14 protein-coding genes and 1 pseudogene are annotated in these 18,612 nt (G+C 64.1%); 6 read left to right on the forward strand and 9 right to left on the reverse strand.

All coding sequences use genetic code 11. From position 1 onward, the window contains the following. Positions 1 to 131: 131 nt before the first annotated feature. Both BRAGE_RS0121540 and BRAGE_RS0121545 read right to left on the reverse strand, forming a co-directional pair. Positions 132 to 3,011, reverse strand: coding sequence for an ATP-binding protein (locus tag BRAGE_RS0121540; protein WP_027559104.1), 2,880 nt, complete (start codon positions 3,009 to 3,011; stop codon positions 132 to 134). Positions 3,012 to 3,099: 88 nt separating this feature from the next. After that, positions 3,100 to 3,381, reverse strand: coding sequence for a hypothetical protein (locus tag BRAGE_RS0121545; RefSeq protein WP_027559103.1), 282 nt, complete (start codon positions 3,379 to 3,381; stop codon positions 3,100 to 3,102). A gap of 156 nt (positions 3,382 to 3,537) precedes the next feature. Between BRAGE_RS0121545 and BRAGE_RS0121550 the strand changes: the two genes are divergently transcribed. The 4 genes and pseudogenes from BRAGE_RS0121550 (at position 3,538) to BRAGE_RS0121560 (ending at position 8,268) form a co-directional block, all read left to right on the forward strand. Beyond that, complete coding sequence (locus tag BRAGE_RS0121550; protein ID WP_231164322.1) at positions 3,538 to 3,876, forward strand: hypothetical protein; 339 nt, start codon at positions 3,538 to 3,540, stop codon at positions 3,874 to 3,876. A gap of 160 nt (positions 3,877 to 4,036) precedes the next feature. Beyond that, a complete protein-coding gene (locus tag BRAGE_RS55950; protein ID WP_084334274.1) occupies positions 4,037 to 4,264 on the forward strand; it encodes a hypothetical protein in 228 nt (75 codons plus the stop codon). A gap of 424 nt (positions 4,265 to 4,688) precedes the next feature. Then, positions 4,689 to 5,696: pseudogene (locus tag BRAGE_RS57915) on the forward strand (ATP-binding protein); the annotation flags it as partial. Positions 5,697 to 7,617: 1,921 nt separating this feature from the next. Next, the gene (locus BRAGE_RS0121560; RefSeq protein ID WP_063617171.1) at positions 7,618 to 8,268 is read left to right on the forward strand and encodes a hypothetical protein; all 651 of its coding nucleotides are present in this window, start codon (positions 7,618 to 7,620) and stop codon (positions 8,266 to 8,268) included. Positions 8,269 to 8,335: 67 nt separating this feature from the next. Here the strand turns inward: BRAGE_RS0121560 and BRAGE_RS0121565 are convergent, their stop codons facing one another. The 6 genes from BRAGE_RS0121565 to BRAGE_RS0121590 form a co-directional block, all read right to left on the reverse strand. Next, positions 8,336 to 9,607, reverse strand: a complete 1,272-nt coding sequence (locus BRAGE_RS0121565; protein ID WP_027559099.1) for an efflux RND transporter periplasmic adaptor subunit — start codon at positions 9,605 to 9,607, stop codon at positions 8,336 to 8,338. Beyond that, positions 9,604 to 12,786, reverse strand: coding sequence for an efflux RND transporter permease subunit (locus tag BRAGE_RS0121570; protein WP_027559098.1), 3,183 nt, complete (start codon positions 12,784 to 12,786; stop codon positions 9,604 to 9,606). The genes BRAGE_RS0121565 and BRAGE_RS0121570 overlap by 4 nt, the downstream gene beginning before the upstream one ends. Positions 12,787 to 12,865: 79 nt before the next feature. Further along, positions 12,866 to 13,789 (reverse strand): RNA polymerase sigma factor RpoH, encoded by a 924-nt coding sequence (gene rpoH / locus BRAGE_RS0121575; protein ID WP_027559097.1) that lies wholly within the window; start codon positions 13,787 to 13,789, stop codon positions 12,866 to 12,868. After that, the gene (locus BRAGE_RS49045; protein WP_231164321.1) at positions 13,779 to 15,275 is read right to left on the reverse strand and encodes a sensor histidine kinase; all 1,497 of its coding nucleotides are present in this window, start codon (positions 15,273 to 15,275) and stop codon (positions 13,779 to 13,781) included. Before BRAGE_RS49045 ends, rpoH begins: the two co-directional genes overlap by 11 nt. 9 nt (positions 15,276 to 15,284) lie before the next feature. Next, on the reverse strand, positions 15,285 to 15,965 hold the full coding sequence (locus tag BRAGE_RS0121585) for a response regulator transcription factor (RefSeq protein WP_027559096.1): 681 nt from the start codon (positions 15,963 to 15,965) through the stop codon (positions 15,285 to 15,287). A 77-nt stretch (positions 15,966 to 16,042) separates the two neighbouring features. Then, positions 16,043 to 16,222: a hypothetical protein gene (locus BRAGE_RS0121590; protein WP_027559095.1), complete on the reverse strand. Its 180-nt coding sequence runs from the start codon at positions 16,220 to 16,222 to the stop codon at positions 16,043 to 16,045. A gap of 234 nt (positions 16,223 to 16,456) precedes the next feature. On the opposite strand from BRAGE_RS0121590, the gene BRAGE_RS55955 reads away from it, so the two are divergent. Next, positions 16,457 to 16,702 (forward strand): hypothetical protein, encoded by a 246-nt coding sequence (locus BRAGE_RS55955; RefSeq protein ID WP_027559094.1) that lies wholly within the window; start codon positions 16,457 to 16,459, stop codon positions 16,700 to 16,702. A 288-nt stretch (positions 16,703 to 16,990) separates the two neighbouring features. Further along, positions 16,991 to 17,359, forward strand: a complete 369-nt coding sequence (locus BRAGE_RS0121600; protein WP_027559093.1) for a hypothetical protein — start codon at positions 16,991 to 16,993, stop codon at positions 17,357 to 17,359. A 93-nt stretch (positions 17,360 to 17,452) separates the two neighbouring features. Here the strand turns inward: BRAGE_RS0121600 and BRAGE_RS0121605 are convergent, their stop codons facing one another. Beyond that, a complete protein-coding gene (locus tag BRAGE_RS0121605; RefSeq protein WP_027559092.1) occupies positions 17,453 to 18,577 on the reverse strand; it encodes a mandelate racemase/muconate lactonizing enzyme family protein in 1,125 nt (374 codons plus the stop codon). Positions 18,578 to 18,612 lie beyond the last annotated feature (35 nt).

Here is an 18,612-nt window from a genome sequence, read left to right on the forward strand (position 1 = left end):
CGGCGCGCGGCACAGGCGGCGTCACGGGCGAAATTGCGGAACGTTCCAGAGCACGGGGATGCGGCGCTTATGGAGGCCGCACAGGCACCCGATTGATGAAATCGGATGCCGTTCCCCGGGGCATCCGCCGCCTACGATCCGACCTTGGTTATCATGGCGCGCGCGTCGCGCAGGTCCGCCGTCTCGAAACCTTCGGTGAACTTGCCGTAGGCTGCGGCGAGAACATGGCGCGCCTCGACCGCATGTCCTTCGCTCATCCGCAATCGTGCCACACTGATCGCAATCCTCAGCTCCCAGAACAAGGCGCCCTGGCTCCGTGCCACCTCGAACGCCCTGTCGAAGGCCTGCCCTGCGGCGATCGTCGAGCGATGCTCGCCGGGGAGCAGGAGCAATTCGCCCTTGATGCGCCAGAGCTCGGCGACATACCACCCCTCGTCCCTCGCCTCGCAACGCGCGAGCGTCTCGTCGGCGACCGCAAGCCCTTGCAACACCTCGCCGGCCCCTCCGAGACATGCCGCAAGCTCGCCGAGAGGAAGCAGAAAGCGCGGCAGGAAGCGCGCCTCGCCCGCGAGTTCGAGCGCTTTGCGTAGCAGCGGCAACCCGGTCGCAAGGTCACCCCGGCGCGCGATCAGCAGGCCCCTGAAGGCGCGCGCCCATACGTTCCATAGGCGGATCGGATGCCGCTCGGTATGCTCGAGCAGCATCGTGCAATAGCGTTCAGCCGCATCGAGATCACCCGCCAGGAACGTGATCGGGCAGGCCCCCTGCCCGAGGACGCTGCAAAAAGTGAGGGCGTGACCACTGGTCCGGCCTTCCTCCACGTTGTGCTCGACGACGCTCAAGGCCTGGTCCGCAAGGCCGAGCAACCACAGGATCCGCGCCTGAAAGTAGCGCGACGAGACCCGCAGGTCGAAGCGGAAACGAATGACCTGGGGCCTTGCCGCGAGGTCCCCAAGGCGCGACAGAGTTCGTCCGATGTGGTGATACGCCAGCCGCTGATCGCCGAGAAAGTGCAGCGTGGTCGCAAGAAGCCGATCAGCCATCATCCGGTCGACGGGATTGCCGGAATCGGCAACGAGATCCGCGAAACGATGCGCAAATTCGAGCGCCCTGCGGAATTCGCCGTTGTTGAACTGATCGATGCAGAGTCCCCAAAGCGCGCGCAGTCGGTAATCCCTGTCACCGAGCTGCTCGGCAAGCTGAAGGGTTGCGGCCCAGGCCGGGCCGGCCTCCCTCGCCCTGCCTACACCATACATCAGCGACCAACCGCGTGCGGCCGACAGTTGCATCCGAAGCCGCGGCGAGTCCGCGGCCGCCGGATCGAGCCGCGCGAGGGCAAGTTCGGTCCGTTCGCGACATTCAGCAAGGAGCGACAATTGTACCCATAGCGGAACCGCGGCGGCCGTCAGAGCCGCCCCGACCTGCGAGTCTCCGTCGGGCGAGAAGGCCCAATCGAGGCTCGTTCGCACGTTGTCGGTGTGTCGGCCATAGATGGTGAGCCACTCCGCCTGCGGCCTCACTTCGCTGTCGGCTTCGGCGCCGGCAAAGACTCCGGAATAGTAGTTCGCCTGGCGGCCCGCTGCGCCGGGATATTCTCCGGCGGCGCGCAGCTTCTCCAAGGCATAGGCGCGCGTAGTATCCAGCAGGCGATAGTGTGGGCTGTCACCGCGAATATCCGCGAGAACGAGCGACTTTGCCACCAGCCTGGCGAGCTGTCCGGTCACGTCGCCGATGCCCTCGCCGGCGACGGCGATGACTGCGTCGAGCTGGAATTCGCCGGCGAATATGCCGAGCTGCCGGAGCAGCCACGCCTCGTCTTCCGGCAAGAGGTCATAGCTCCAGTCGAGCGTTGCACGAAGGGTTTGCTGCCTCGGCAATGCCGTGCGCCGGCCGGTGGTCAGAAATTTGAACCTGTCATCGAGGAGCGCCGCGATCTTCGGCGGGCTGAGCATGACTGCACGCGCCGCCGCAAACTCGATCGCAAGCGGAATGCCATCAAGCCGCCGGCAGATCGCGGCGATGGCGCCGATGTTCTTCTCGTCAGGTGCAAAGCTCGAGCCCAGCGCCTTCGCTCTGCTCGTAAATAATTCCACCGCGCTGTACGCGGATGCGCCAGCGGGCTCTTGCCATGCTTCAGGCGGCACGCCCAAAGGAGGCACGCGATAGACATACTCGCCCTCGATGCGCAGCGCCTCCCGGCTCGTCGCGAGGATGATCGTCCCCGAACAACGGCTGACAACCAGCTCGGCCACCTGCGCCACGGCGTCGATGACATGTTCGCAATTGTCGAGGATGAGAAACAAGGGCCGAGAGCCGATCGCACGCGCGATCGCATCCGGCGAAATCTCCTCGCCCTCGAGCTTGGTGCCAAGCACGCCGGCGACGGCCGAACAGACAAGCCTGGGGTCCGACAGCGAAGCCAGTTCGACCAGTAGTCGGTCAGCCGCGAAACCGGGCGGCGGCGTTCTGGCGGCCTCCAGCGCCAGTGCCGTCTTTCCGATTCCACCGGGGCCGACCAGGCTCACCACACGGTAGGCCGACAGCAGCCGCCACAAATGCGCGATCGCGGCGGTCCGGCCGATCAGATCGAATGATGGGCTGGGGATGTTGATCGATGGCGGCAGCCCGGTTGCGGCAGAATGTAGCGGCATATCCAAATGCCGGATCCGCCACGCGCCGAGCAAACGATACCCGCGGCCAACAGTGGTTGACAGCATGTCGCGGTCAGCACCGAGGGCCTTTCGGATCGCGGCGATATGCACACGAAGTGCACTCTCCTCGACAAAGACGCCCCGCCAGACGCGCTCTGTCAGATCGTTCTTGGTGACGAGCTGGCCCTGTGCCTGAACCAATTCCGCAAGAATCTCAAAGGCGCGCCCCCCCAAAGGAATGAGTTCTCCGGCCGAGCGCAATTCGCGTCTGGCAAGATCGATTTCCCATTCCGCGCAAATATAGACGGGACGCTGGCCTGGCTCAGCCATGATTTGGACAGCCCCAAGCGGTTGCATCATTTTCTATCCAGCTTACCACCAACCCTTTCGAAAGACAGAGGTCGCCGTGCGGCGTAGCCGCCGGCCCCTGTCCTGCAATGCGCGCTGTTCAGCAGCCGCGGCAGATTGATCCTTCCAGCATTTTTTCGAGCCGGGCGTCATCCTTGTCGATGGTCGGGTCTGTGCCGAGCATCGGCCCCTTCATCGCGTGACCGCCAGTCTCCGACGAGGGAAGTGCGGTGCCCAGGGAGTTCGTTCCGGGCGTGGCGGCACTCGTACCGAGCGCACCGCCGCTCTCCATCGACATATGCGATCCCATGCCGCCGCGAGCGAACGCGGCGCCCGACAGTGCAACGCTGGCAAGGATACAAATTGCAGCAAATGATCTCATTGCTCACACTCCAGATGTTCAAACGATCCGCCTCCCAGAAACGGATAGCGGGAGCATTTGGCCACGCACAATCGCGCGAGAATTCTGACAACGCTGACAGACTCATCCCGCAAGAGTGATGCCGATTCGCCGGGACTTTCCGCACCGACGACCTACATGACTCTCATCAAAACAATCTTCGGAAACGCCACCAGCCGAGCAGCGATCATCGCCAAGCGTCTCCCTGCACACGACAAGCAATGGAGATTCGCTATGAGTACATTCAAGATCCTGATCGCCGCCGCGCTGATCTCAACAGCAACAATTTCGTCCGCGTCCGCGTCCTGGTCCTTCGCCGATCAGGAGCCGGCCGCCTTTTCATCAATGTATCCCGATCGCGACGTGCTGAACGGTGGCGCGCTGACGCCCGCCGGGCGAATGGGCCTCGAGCGGCCGGGCGGTGCCGCGCCCGTATTCGGCGCGGGTCACTTTCACAGCCGCGACTGGCATCGATGACGAAACAACGTGCTTGATCGCGTCGTGCCAACCATCGCGACGATTTCGTGCAAAGACGAAAATGTTCGTTCGATCAACACTGCGGGTCCGACAAACGCATGCACATGTCCCGTGAGCGGGCCGAGGCGTTCCCGGCATCGCTTTCTCAAGGAGATGTTCGATGACTACACTGAAGCTCTTGTCAGCCGGATTCGTGGTCGCAGCCATGATTGCCTCCCCCGCGATGGCTCGCGAAGGTAACGCGAAGCGTACCAATGCCGACGCCTATGCGTCGGCTCAGCGCGTCCCGGTTTCCTCCAAGCGCGGCTGCGTCCGTGCTCCCGACGTCGGCGCGTACGCAAGCGCCCCCTGGCGCCGGCCGCCGTGCGAGCCCACGTCGGGCTACTGAGCTCGCAGACCGGAGCAAATTCGGTCAAGGAAAGACGGCGGCTCTCGATCGAGCCGCCGTTCTTGCGAAGCGTGCGTTCTCTCGAAGTATTCGTGCTCCGGAGGTCTTGCACGAACAATTCCGAGCGATGTGCGTAAATGATGTTCCATTGATAGTATCGGGGTTCTTCCGATCCACTCTCATCGTGATACACGCCGCGCCGCGGTCACGAATTCGTGTATCGAACGCGCGCGCATCGGGTGCGAGCATCGACGATGAACGAGGTGCCGGCGACTGAGCGGGCCTTCTTGACACGCCGGCGACCTCCCCTGTACGACGCTTTAAGCGCATTCACGCTTTCAAATTCTTACCAAGGGTCGGTGATCTCAAGGGCGGGCTCGTGACCTCCCGGATCACAGCGGTGAAGTTGATGCACGGACCCCTTATGTCTTCGCCGGTTGATCGCATCTACTCCTTCGGACGTTGGCTGATCGATTGTCAGCGAAGAGAGCTGCGATACAACGACGTCACGGTACCGATCGGAAGCCGCGCATTCGAAATTCTCGAGAAGCTGGTCGGCTCAGCCGGTCTCCTGGTCACCAAGGACGATTTGATCGGGAGCATCTGGTCGGGCCTGACCGTCGAAGACAACTCGCTTCAGGTTCATATTTCGGCGGTTCGCAAGGCGCTCGGCGAGGATCGCAATCTCCTCAAGACGGTTTCGGGACGCGGTTATACGCTCGCGGGAGCTTGGCGAAGCGGGCCTTTGGATCACCCTGCAGCCGCACCTGTCACGGTGCCGGCCGACGCGACCTTTTCCAACAACTTGCCTAGCATCCGCGCGCCTCTGATCGGTCGTGAGGGCTCTCTGAGCCAATTGGCCGAATTGTTGTCCGCGTATCGGGCCGTGACCCTCGTCGGCCCCGGCGGCATCGGAAAGACCAAGTTGGCAATCGAGCTCGCGCGCAGCGTCGCGGCCTCTTTCCACGATTCTGTGACTCTGGTCGAGCTCGCGACCCTACAGGATGCGTCCCTTGTCGCATCGGCGACCGCCCGCGCACTCAAGCTGGCCTCGAATGACAAGGACGTTTCGGCCACAAGCATAGCGCAGGCCATCGGGACGCGCCGGCTGCTTCTCGTCCTGGACAATTGCGAGCATGTGATCGAAACCGCCGCGCAGATCGCGAGTGCCGTGCTTCGTTATTGTCCAAACGTCACCGTGCTTGCAACCAGCCGCGAAGGTCTCCGCATCGACGGCGAATATGTTGCGGCCGTTCCACCGCTGTCGGTCCCCGATCCCGAGCTGCACGATGCAGATCTGCTGCTCCAGGAAAGCGCCGTGGAGCTGTTCGTCACGCGAATGCGGGCGCTACGTGCCAGCTTCGTTGCGAGTGCGCAGGAGCTTCAGAAAATAGCCGCCATCTGTCGTCGGCTTGACGGCATTCCGCTCGCATTGGAGTTTGCCGCAGCCCGGGCCGCTAATCTCGGCGTGGACACCGTGTTGCTCCGGCTGGACAAGCGCTTCGAGCTCCTGAACGGCGGCCGCCGCGACCAATTGCCGCGACACCAGACCCTGCGCGCGACATTGGACTGGAGCTATGACCTGTTGTCGCCGGCAGAGCAGAACCTGCTTTGCAGGCTCGCCGTGTTTCCGGCCGGATTCACGCTCGATGCGGCCATCGCGATGATGGACGGCTCGTTGTCGCGCTCGGACGTCATCGAGACCCTGTTCAATCTGGTTGGGAAATCGCTTGTGTCGCTGGACCCCTCCTTCGAGGGTCGATGGCGTTTGCTGGAGAGCACTCGTGCCTATGCACTGGAGAAGCTGGCGGACGCCGGCCTCGTCGAGCAGGCTGCCCGACGGCATGCAGCCTTTCTCAGGCAGATCATCGCGCCACTCGGCGACACCTCTCCCGCTCCCGACGACATCTCCCGTTTTGCCCAGGAAATCGGAAACGTGCATGCGGCGCTCGATTGGGCGTTCTCGCCCGATGGGGATGCCGCGCTCGGCATCGAGCTGACCGCCGGCTTCGTCCCGGTATGGATGCAATTGCTGTCCTTCGTGGAATGCTCGACACGGATCGAGCGCGCCCTTGCGAATTTCAGTCCCGAGTTCGCCTGCGTTCCGAAGCTCAAGGCGCAGCTCTATGTCGCCCTCGGATTCGCACTTCTGAACACGACGGGATCGGCAGATCGCATGAAGGCGGCGCTGAGCATCGGCCTTGGGCTCGCCGAGGAATTGTCCGACCTCGAGCTTCAGCTCAAGGCGGTCTGGACGTTGTGGAGCTACAATCTCAATTCGGGCCAATATGCCGCGGCCAAGGAGGTCGGCGAACGCTACCTCGAGATCGCACTGCGCACTGGAAATCCTGCCAACGAGACGGTCGGCCGCCGCCTGATCGGCGCCGCCACGCATTTCTTCGGCGCGCAGGAGGATGCACGGCGCGAGCTGACCCTGTCGCTGGACCATGCGGCTCACGGATTGGACGGCGGCGCAAACCAGATGTGGTTTCTGCTGAACCAGAGCGTTCTGGCCAAGGCCATGCTCGCCCGGGTGCTACTGTTGCAGGGAAAGATCGCCCAGAGCAGATCCCTTGCCGCCGAGTGCCTCCAGGACGCCGAGCGCGAGAAGGACAAGCTTTCGATCGCCTACGCGCTTCGGAATGCCGTCTGCCCGATCGCACTGATGACGCATGACCTCGCTGCTGCCGATCAGGCGATATCCTCCCTCCTCGAGCTCGTCACGCGCGAGGGAATAGCTTTCTGGACCAGCTGGACGTCCTGCCTGAAAGGACAATTGCTGGTTCTGCAGGGCAAGCATGACGACGGAATAGCGCTGCTGCGCAATGGTCTGAAAGCGCGCACCGAGAACGGATGGTTGATGCGCAACCCCGAGTTTCTCGGATCGCTCGCCGAAGGCCTGCTCGCGAGCGGCACGCCTGCGCAGGCCTTGGCCGCGGTGGAAGAGGCCTTGTCCATGTCGCGGCAAGGCCGGCAATTGTGGTGCCTTGCGGACCTGTTGCGGATCAAGGGTGAGGTTCTCCTGGCCAATGACCCATCCGATCTGTCCCGATCGGAACTGCTGTTCGCCGAGGGACTATCCGTCGCCAGAGAGCAGCAATGCCGCTTCTACGAGCTGAAGGTTGCGGCGGCATGGGCAAGGATCATGGCGGGATCGAACCGTCAGGGGACCGCACTTGATCTTGTCGGACCGCTCAGCGCTCTGTTCGATCACGAAATCGATCTTCCCGCACTCGCCTTCGCCCGCGCTCTGGCTGAGATACCTGGCATCTCGCCTTCGACATGCGACGGCGACAGGCCGGCGTCTTGCACCTGCCACTAGGGTGACGCAATGAGACGAAGGTCCGGCGGCTTTGCCTCAGCATCCCGGCGGCAGGATCGGCGACACGCCGGGTGTCGGCGCCGCGCCTGAAGCGTTGGCCGGCAACACCGTCGCGGGCGACGCCAGATTCATCGAGACGCCTTCCATGCAAGCCGAGCTGTTCGGGCTGGGCACGACAGCAGCATTCGGGTCTATGCCCGTGCCACCGGCGCTGCTGGTGTCCGCCACGATCGTGCCGGGCGCGGGGCCAGCCGGCACCTGCGGAATCGAAAGCGGCAGAGACGAAGCGCTTGCCACCTGCCCTCCCGGCGTTGAGCTGCATGCCACCGTCGCACCTGTTCCCGCCGGCGCAGTCGCGGAGATTGTCCCAATGGAGCTGCTGTTCTGTCCTATGACCGGCAGGATCGGGGCCGCGATGCCTGATGTCGGAAGTCCTGTGGACGATATAGTCGGGGTCGCCGGCACCGGCGCCGGCGATGTCGACAACGGCGCGCACGTGACCACCGTCCCCGGCGTCGTAGGATCCGAGGCGAGCGGAACGGGCGCCAGCGTCGTATCCGGATCGCCCGGCACGGTGCTCGCGGAAAACGGCCCTGGACTGTTGAGCGGCGAGATCACGACCGCGCCCGGCACCGTCGGCAGATCCATTGCCGTAGTGCCGGTCGTTGCGACCTGTGCCTGAGCGGGAGAACCGCCGAGCAGGAGAGCCATCGCCATCGCGAACACGATCCGCATCATCTTTCCTGTCCCTAACTCGTTTCGGTCTTGCGAACGCTCACTTTGCTGCCCTCCGCCAGATTGACCGCAGGATTGAGCACGACCTGATCGCCGGGCTGCACGCCGTCGCGCACTTCCACCGTGGTGCCGAAATCCCTGGAGATCGAAACCTGTTGAAAATGAACCGTGCCGTTCCGCACGACCACGACATGAAGACCATTCTGGTCGAAGACGAGCGCGTCGGATGGGATCGTCATCGACGGCGTCCTGCGCGGAATCGACAGCTCGACCGTGCAGTAGATGCCCGGGCTAAGCAAACCATCGGGATTGGGGACGTCGATCTCGGTCAGCAGTGTCCGGCTTCCCGGCTGCAGCGCGGTTGCGATCCGCGTGACCTTGCCTGCAAACGTCCGCCCCGGAATCTCGGGCACGCGAATGTCCGCATCGACGCCCGGGCCAACTCCGAAAGCCTCGTCCTGCGGCACGAAGACCTGGGTTCGGATCACGTTGGAATGCATCAGCGTGAACATGAACGTCGATCCGGCCTGCACCAGGCTGCCATTGTCCACGTTGCGCTGGGTGACGACGCCGTCGAACGGCGCCACCACACGCTGATAAGCCTTCTCCTGCTCCAGGACACGGATCTGCGCTTGCTGCGCCGTGATGTTCGACTGGGCGACACCCACCGCACCCTGCTGCGCGCGCAGGGTGAGACGATCATTGTCGCCCTGTTGTGCCGTCAGCCAGCCTTGCTTGACGAGATTGCTGTCGCGCGAATTGGTGACATCGGCGAGCTCCCGGCTCGCCTGCGCCTGCTGAAGTGCGGCCTGGTCCTGGGCAAGCGTCGCCTGCGCCTGCGCGATCTGCTGGTCGAGCTCGGGCGCGGTGATTTCCGCGAGGAGATCACCCTTTTTGACCCGGTCGCCGATGTCGACATAGCGCTTCTCGATATAGCCGCTGGTCCGCGCGAAGATATTGGCCGCCTCGAACGCCGTCGTCGTCGCCGGCAAGGTGACCTTCATGAGGTCGCCGCTGGGCCGGACCGTCGCGACCCGAACCTCGGGAACGTTGGTTCGAATCTGCTCGGCCATCGCGGCAACGTCACGCGCGGCCTCATAATGCCGCCAGCCGCCAATGCCGAGACCGCCCGCAAGCAGCAGGAGTGCGCTGCCTCCAAGCAGCGCGCCGCCGTAACGGCGTCCGGATCGTTCGCCCTTGCCAGGCAGCTCCACGATCCGCAGGCTTTCCGCCCCGGGGCGATCTTTCGCCTCCTCGTCATTAGTCCTTGCGCGAACATCGCTCATTCCGGTTGCTCCTCGAATACGCCGTGGCGAGGCTTGCCGTCGTTGCCTTTGCGCAGCATCGCAAAGAGATAGGGCACGATCAGCAAGGTGGTCGGGGTCGCAAACAGCAATCCCCCGATGACCGCCCGCGCAAGTGCGGCATTCTGCTCTTCGCCCGGCCCACCAATCGCCATCGGGATCATGCCCACGATCATCGCCGCCGCGGTCATCAGCACGGGCCGGATCCTCGTCCGGCCAGCGCTCAGCGCCGCCTGGAACGCGGAGTGTCCCTTCAACTGCTCGTCCCGCGCGAAGGTCACGAGCAGGATGGAATTTGCGGAAGCAACGCCGATCGCCATGATCGCTCCCATCAGCGATGGCACGTTCAACGTCGTCCCGGTGATGAACAGCATCGTCACGATGCCGCAGAACGTCGCCGGCAGCGCCAGGATGACGACGAAGGGATCGCCGAAATTCTGGTAGTTCACGACCATCAGCAGATAGACGAGGATGGCCGCGAACAACAGTCCGATCCCGAGATCCCGGAACGACTGATGCATGCTCTGGATCTGCCCCAGAACCTGGATCGAATTGCCCGGCTGCAACTGCTTCTGCAGGGTGGACGTCACCTTCTCGATGTCAGCCGCAACGCTGCCGAGATCGCGCCCCTGCACGCTCGCATAGACATCATACACCGGCTGGACGTTGGCCTGGTTCGAATTGGTGGGAACGGTCCCGCGCTTGAACGTCGCGACATTGCTGAGGAGGCCGGGCACCGTCTGCCCGCTTGCGGCAAGCGAGGCCGACACCGGCGTGTTGCCCAGGGCGTTCAGCGAGTTGGCCCTGTATTCGGGTGTCTGCACCGCCAGGTAGTATGGAATTCCCGACGTCGGATCCGTCCAGAAATTAGGTGACACCTGCGCGGACGAACTGAGGCTGACATTGATATTGGTCGCCACCGTGCTGGCATTGAGGCCAAGCTGCGCGGCGCGGGTGCGGTCGATGTCGGCATAGAACGCGGGAGCATCGACCTCCTGCTGCAGATGCGCATCGACGACACCGGGAATCGCCGCGAGACTCTTCTGCAGCTCCTTGGCCACCGCCAGGTTGTTGCTACCGTAACCGACGGTGCGGACATCGATCTGCGCCGGAAGGCCGAAATTCAGGATTTGCGTCACGATGTCCGCGGCCTGGAAATAGAAGGTGTCCTCCGGAAACGCCGATGGCAGCACCTGCCGCAGCTTCTTGATGTAGTCCGCTGTCGGCTTGTGGCCGTCCTTCAGCGACACGAGGATGGTGCCGTCGTTCACCCCGATCGTCGATCCGTCAGTGAATGCGAGATTGTAGGCGCGCGCCGGGAGGCCGATATTGTCCACGATCAGCGCCCGGTCCTTGTCCGGAATGACTTCGCGGATCTTGTCCTCGACTGCCTGGAAAATGGCCTCCGTCCGCTCGATGCGGGTGCCAGCGGGCGCGCGAACGTGGAGCTGGATCTGGCCGCCGTCGATCAGGGGATAAAAGTCCCGCCCGACATAGACGAACATGGTCGCTCCGAGTGCCAACACCGCTACGGCGACGACGGGGACGATGACCCGATGCCGCAGCAGCGCCAGCAGGAGATTGGAATAGCCATTGCGCAGGCGTTCGAACCCGCGCTCGAACGCGGCAGAGGCGCGCGCAAAGATACTCGACGGGCGATCGCCCTCGCCGTGACGCCGCTCGCCCTTCAGCAGCAGGCCGATCGTGATCGGCGTGAGCGTCCGCGACAGTCCGTATGACGCCAGCATCGCGAACACGACCGCGAGGCCCAGCGGCGTGAATAGATATTTGGCCGGCCCTTCCAGAAACACGACCGAGGTGAACACGCAACTGATCGCGAGCGTCGAGACCAGCGTCGGCACCGCGATTTCAGCAGCGCCGTGCAGGGTCGCATCCGGCAGCGGCATGCCTTCCTCGGTCCAGAGCCGGTGGGTGTTCTCGATCGTCACCGTCGAATCGTCGACGAGGATGCCGACCGCGAGGGCAAGCCCGCCGAGCGTCATCGTGTTGAGGGTCTCGCCGAGAAAATACAGAACGATCAGCGAGGACAGCATCGCCAGCGGGATCGAGATCAGGACGACCAGCGTCGATCGCCACGACCCCAGGAACACCAGGATCATCAGCGCCGTGAGGCCCGCCGCAATCGCCCCTTCGCGCAGAACACCATTGACCGAATGGGTGACGAATATCGACTGGTCGAATAGCTCGTTGATCTTCATCCCCGCCGGAGCCGCCGCGCGGATCGACGCCAGCGCCGCCTTCACGCCATTGACGACGGCAAGCGTGGAGGCATTTCCGTTCTTGATGACGCTGAGCAGGACGGCGCGATGGCCGTCCTCGCGGACGATGTTCTGCTGGACCTGGGCGCCGTCGCGGACCTGGGCGACGTCCTTCAGGAAGATCGTCGCGCCGTTCGCGAACTTGACCGGAATCATGTTGAGATCGTGGATCGTGGCCGGCGTCGCGTTGGTGCGAACGGTGTACTGGGTGTCGCCGATCTTGGTCGTGCCGGTCGGCAGCGTCAGGTTCTGGGTGTTCACCGCGTTGACGATGTCGAGCGGCGTCAGTCCCCGCGACAAGAGCTTGTTCGGATCGATGTCGACCATGATCTGGCGGTATTTGCCGCCGGCCGGCGTGGGCAAGGTCACACCCGGCACGGGCGCCAGTTGCTGGCGGACCCGGTAGATGCCGAAATCGTAGAGCTGCTGCTCGTTCAGGCTGTTCGACTCGAGGCTGAGCTGGAGCACCGGCACGCTCGAGGCATTGAACTGCACGATGATCGGCGGCTGGATGCCGGGTGGCATCAGGGCGCGGATGGCGTTCGTCGCGGAGACGATCTGCGAGATCGCGAGATCGAGATTGACGTCCGGCTGGAAATAGATTCTCTGAACCGACAGACCGTTGAGGGTCTGCGCCTCGATATTCTTGATCCCGCTGACATTGGCACTGATCGAATATTGGCTGTAGGTGCTGACGCGCTGCTCCATCTCCGGGGTCGAAAGCCCAGTATAGCTCCAGATCACCGTGACGACCGGGATCGGGATCTCCGGGAAAACATCGGTTGGCATCGACCGGATCGCGATGCCGCCGAGAAACAGGATCAGGGCCGCAAGCACATAGAATGTGTGCGGAAGCCGCAGCGCGAAACGAACAATTCCCATGGTGGTCTGCCTGGAGCAAATGACGCGAGATCGTCGGACAGGTGAGGACGGTCGGACCTCCGTTCAAATGAAAAGGAATTCAGACGCTGCATACGGCAGCGCGTGATGCCTCCTGCGCGGCGAGCACGACGGCGCGCTTGACCTTGGCGAACGCGCGATTTTCGATCTGTCGAACGCGTTCACTGGAGATGGACAATTCGCGGGCGAGCTGATCGCGCGTGACAGGACATTCCGTCAACCGCCGCGCTTCGAAGACACGGCGTTCCCGCGCAGCAAGCCCGCCCAACGCGGCACGCAAGGCCTTGGTGCGCCGCTCCGTCTGCTCGTGATCGACGAGCACCGTCTCGGCGTCGACCGCCTCATCGACCAGAAGGGCCTCCAACTCGGTTCCATTGTCCTCGCTGCCGACGCGCGCGTTCAGCGACATGTCGCCATTGAGCCGCACGTCCATCTCGATCACCTCTCGCGCCGTCACCTCCAGCTTCCCGGCGATCAACTCGGCGACGTCAGGCGTAAGCCCAGTCATTGCACTGCCGGTGGCCTTCCTGATCTCGCTGCGGAGTTTGAAGAACAGCTTCTTCTGCGCGGCCGTCGTTCCGATCTTCACGAGGGACCATGACCGCAGGATGTATTCGTGAATGGCGGCCTTGATCCACCAGATCGCGTAGGTCGAAAAGCGGGCGCCGCGGCCGGGTTCGAAGCGAGACGCTGCGATCACGAGACCTAAATTCGCTTCGGCGATCAGATCGACCAGCGGGAGGCCATATCCCTGATAGCCGCGCGCCAGCTTGGCGGCGAGCCGAAGATGGCTGGTGACGAGTGCATCCGCTGCGCCGCGGTCCCGCGTTTCCTGCCAGCTACGCGCCAGCTGCTGCTCCTGCCCCGGCTCAAGCAGGTCGAAGCGCCTGATGGCCGCAGAATAGGCGCTGAGGAACGGCGTCAACATCGATGCGCCCGGCACGGTGACCGGATCGCGCCTTGCAATTTCGTGGCTAGTCTGCATTCGTCACTCCCACACTCAAATCCGGCTGACCATTCGTGAAAGCATCGCGCTTCATTTGGCTCATCCCATCTGGCTGGCGCCTGCATGCAGCGCCGTCCGCGACCCGGCGGGTGGCGGATTTGGCCGCTCCTCGGGTCCAGGCAAGGATCTCGACACGCCCTCCGGGCGCCGGACCGATGATCAGCCGGAAGCCATGCAGCTTGACGATGGCAGCCACCAGGCTCAGCCCTAATCCGACGCCCGGTGTATTGCGCATCCTGTCGGACCGGTAGAAGCGCCGCAGCACTGCCTCGCGCTCCTGCTCGCTGATGCCGGGGCCGCTATCGCTCACGCTTACGAGCGCGGTGTCGTCCTCCGCTTCCAGGGCGAGCTCCACCCGTCCGCCTGACGACGTGAACTTGATGGCATTGTCGACGAGGTTAGCGACCGCCTCGAAAAGCAGGTCGCGGTCACCCCACACCCGCACATTGCGCTCGATCACGACACCGAGCCCAATGCGCTTGTCCTCGGCGATGGGCTCGTAGACGTCGAGAACCTCCCGCAATATCTCGTCGAGCGCCACGTCGCCGAAGCCGGCCGTGCGGCGATTGTTCTCGATCTCGGTCAGGCGCAGCAGGGCCGTGACGATCGCCAGCGACTGGTCGATGCCGGCGATGGCGTTATCCGTAACCTCCTGGAGCTCCTCCAGCGTTGCCGCATGCGTTCGCCCGCGCTCCAGCGCCAGGCGGACGCGCGTGAGCGGAGTTCGGAGATCATGGGCGATATCGTTGCCGACGCTGGCAAGCGCAGAGATCATCGTCTCCATCTCGTCGAGCATGCCGTTGACGATCCCGGCCAACCGCGCAAAGGAATCGTCGGTATCGCCCTCCGGAAGCCGCTCGCGCAGCTCGCCAGCCACAATGCGCTGGACCCGCTGGTTGACCTCCTCGACGCGCCTCTGAGCGCGAAGGCTCAGCCACGCACCGGCGAGCAGGCAGAGGCTGAAGGCCGGCAGCAGACCCAGGGCTAGGGCCTCGCCCACCACGCTCGATATCTCGCGCGTTTCATCGACGTTCCGGCCCATCACCACGACATCACCGCCCTCGAGACGCGTGCCGACCGCCCTGACGACTGGAACGTGCAGCACCGGCTGTTCGAACAGATCGAGCCGCACGCCCTGTACCGCTCCGTCGAGCCGGAGCCCGCGCGGCACACGATCGATGTTGCCGGCAAGGCGGGCGCCGGCAGCGTCGAACAGTCCTGCGTACTGCACGCCCCTGGAATCCTGCGCGAGATGATCCGCGATGGCGTCGATGCGTCGCGCCGGTGGCAGGTCGGCCATGAAGTGGATCTGCCTGGTGATCATGCGATCGGATCGCGCGACCAGATAGTCGTCGAGCTTGAAGTAGACAAATGCAAACAGGGCGACCACGAACAACCCGAAGGCGGCCGCCACAGCCAGCGCCCAAAGGAACGTGGCGGAGCGGATCAACTGAATCTGGTGCATCGCCCGCCCCTATTGCCGCGAGCGCAGGACGAAGCCGGAGCCGCGCACATTGTGGATGAGCTGTACTTCTCCGGGGCCATCGACCTTGTGGCGAAGGCGGCCCATATGCACGTCGATCAGGTTCGTGGTCGCCGGCACGAACTTGTAGTTCCAGACTTCCTCGAGCAGCATCGCGCGCGTCAGCAATTGGTCGTTCCGGCGCATCATGTATTCGAGCAAGCGGAATTCGCGGGGTAGCAGGTCGAGCTCGCGCCCGCCGCGTCGTGCGGTGCGCTCGATCAGATCGAGCTCGAGCGGTCCGACATGCAAAATGGTTTCACGGCAGTCGGTCGGACGGCGCAGCAATGCCTCGATCCGCGCGACCAGCTCGACCAGCGCGAACGGCTTTGTGAGATAATCGTCTCCGCCCATGCGCAGTCCGCGCACCCGATCGTCCACCGCGCCGAGCGCGCTCAGCACCAGCACGGGCGTTCTGACCTGATCCTTGCGCAGCGTTTCGATAACGGAGAGCCCGTCCATCCCCGGCAGCATCCGATCGACGATCATGGCATCAGGGCTCGATGCGCGCGCCCGGTTGAGACCGTCAACGCCGTCGCCGGCCCATTGCACCTCGAAGCCGCGATCGGCGAGCTCGGCAACGATCGCCTCGGCGGTCTCGGCGTCGTCCTCGATCAGGAGAATCCGGTTCATGAGCTTCGTCCCATGGTCCGCACGGCGCTTTGGCGCACGGCGGGACAGCACGGGTTCGGCGTCGCGCAATGTCATGCTCAGTGCCCGCGCTCGTCGGACGCGCGGCGCTGATGCCGCCTGATGCGGGCCGCCCGCTGCAGCATGAGGTAATGCTGCGGCGCGCGCGGTGCCATTAAATTGCGGTTCATGTTGTCGGCTGCGCGCGTCGCCAACAGCACGAGCGCGTGAATTATGCGTGTTACAAACGTAATGATCATCTTGCGGGCTCCGCTCTGAACTGCGCTACGTCAAGCATATGTTGTCAACGCGCCATCGGTCGTCCGGGGGGCCACGGATGTTATGGATTCGCACGATCGTGCTCGCGACGCCGCATCGGCTCACACGCGGTTGAAATGCGGTGAGCAATTCGTGCATTTGAATCGCGGCCCATCGTTCACATCTGGATAGCGAGCCGGCTTGGTTCGGCCTGACGTCATCAATGGAGAGAGCGAATGACCACGTCCAAACTGTTGTCGATGGGATTGATTGCCGCCGCCATGCTGGGCGGACCCGTCATGGCGCGCGAGCACCATCGCGTCGTGCGGCAGCCTGCGGTCGAAGCCGATACGGTCGCGAGCAACGCTCAGTTCTATTATCCGGGCGAGCGCGCCTGCGTCCCCGCGCCGCGCGTCGGAGCCTTCGCGACCGCGCCGTGGACCGGCAACAACGTGCCTTGCGAGCCGGGCACGGGCTACTGATCGCGCCAATGCGACCGGCCGCGTAACTCCGCCGGACGCTGCTGATGGAACGACAGGGAGCGGGCTGCTCGGTTCAGCCCGCTCCCTTCCGCGCGTCGCGGGCACGCGTAGCGCGATCACCTGCGCGAGCGTCGCGCATCATGTCTGACGCCGAATTCAGTTGGATTGCCGCGCCCCGCGCCTACCTCTCTTTCATCACTCGCTCGACCATCAGCAGCCTCGCGCAAGGCGCGACGCGGCAGCGGGCATCACGGATGGCCGGGCAGCTCAACACGAGAGGAGTTTTCCATGACACGCACGATCATGATTCTGGCGACGGCAGCGCTCGCCTCGACCCTCGCCATCGGCGCAGCCAACGCGCACGGCGGCGGCGGTGGCCACGGCGGCTTTGGCGGCGGCGGCTTCGGCGGCGGACATGCGGGCTTCGGCGGTGGCGCGCATTTCGGCGGCATGGGCCATGAGGGAGGCTTTGGCGGGGGCGCCCGGTTCGGCGGCGAGCACCTCGGCTTCGGCGGACATGCCGGCGGCCTCCGCCAGCACGCGTTTCACCACTACGGCCGCTTCCGTTCCGGATATGGACTCTACGGCGCCTATCCGGATTGCTATGACTGGTACGAGTTTCATCCGTACCAGCCGTTACCGTTGAGCTGCAGCTAATCTACACGCTCAACTCCCATCGCTCCGGACCAACGGCCGTCGGCGCCAGGCGTTTGCTGCTGCCATGCAGCAGCCCTGGCGCTGCCGAGGCTTTCACAAACTGCGGTGACGTGCAATCGAGGCGAGAGCCGGTGCAAAGCCAAGCCCCGGCTCTTCGCCCAGGCTGACGGTACCGTCCGTCACGTCGGCAACGGGACCGCAGAAGAGGTCGCGCAGTGGATTGTCGTTGATGTCGACCTCGAGCCAGCCGTCGCCCCCGACGCCCGCCAAAAGATGCGCCGAGGCAAGCAGCCCGATGCCGCCACCGAGATAATGCGGGCAGAACGTCTTGCCCGATTTCAGGACGTCACGCGCAAGGCCGGCGCAGGCGCTGAGCCCGCCCCATTTCGCGATGTCGGGCTGAACCACGCCGAGCACGTCTTCGGCCAGAATTTCCTTGAATCCCTCGACGCTGGAGACGTTCTCGCCCGCCGCGATCGGCATCTTCGCGGCCATCCGCAGTCTGCGCCACTCCTCGCGCGGCCGGTCGGCGCGGATGGGTTCCTCCAGCCAGCGGAGATCGAATGCGGCCAGTCGCGGCAGCATTTCCAAGGCCTGCGCAATTGACCACCCCTGATTGGCATCGGTAGCGAGCATGCCCGTGCCGATGAGGTCGCGCAGCGCGGCCAGATTGGCGAGGTCGGTCTCGGCACCGAAGCCGACTTTCAGCTTCAGCGCACGATGACCACGCTTGAGCGCAGCTTCGGCCGTCTGCGCGGCGCCGCCGGGATTGATGCCGCTGGCGTACACCTTGATCTTGCGCGATTGTCCGCCGAGCAGCCGCCACAGCGGCAAGTTCCGGCGTCGCGCGAAAAGATCCCATAGCGCGAGATCGATGCCCGAGATCGCCTGCGCGAACGGACCAGGCTCGCCGCATTGGAGCGCCAGCACTTCGGTGCCCCCGGTCAGGGCCCCGAAAGCCTGACCAGGACCGTCGAATTTGCGCCCGACGAGGCCCGGCGCAAGCACCTCGTTGATGAGCCGGGCGCGATGCTCCGCGCCTGGCGCTGGAAAGTTGGACCAGGCTTCACCCCATCCCTCGACGCCGTCCTCGTCGACAGCGCGAACGAAGACGGCGGGACGGTTGAGCATCTTGCCGAACGACGTCACCACCGGCGTTGCCAGCGGGTAGCGGTAGCAGAACGCCTCGATCGAACGGATGGTGAAGCTGTCAGTCATACTGCAGATCCTGCGAGACCACGCCGAACCGCTAC

It is taken from the genome of Bradyrhizobium genosp. SA-4 str. CB756 (assembly GCF_000473125.1).
In the GTDB taxonomy this organism is placed as follows: domain Bacteria; phylum Pseudomonadota; class Alphaproteobacteria; order Rhizobiales; family Xanthobacteraceae; genus Bradyrhizobium; species Bradyrhizobium arachidis.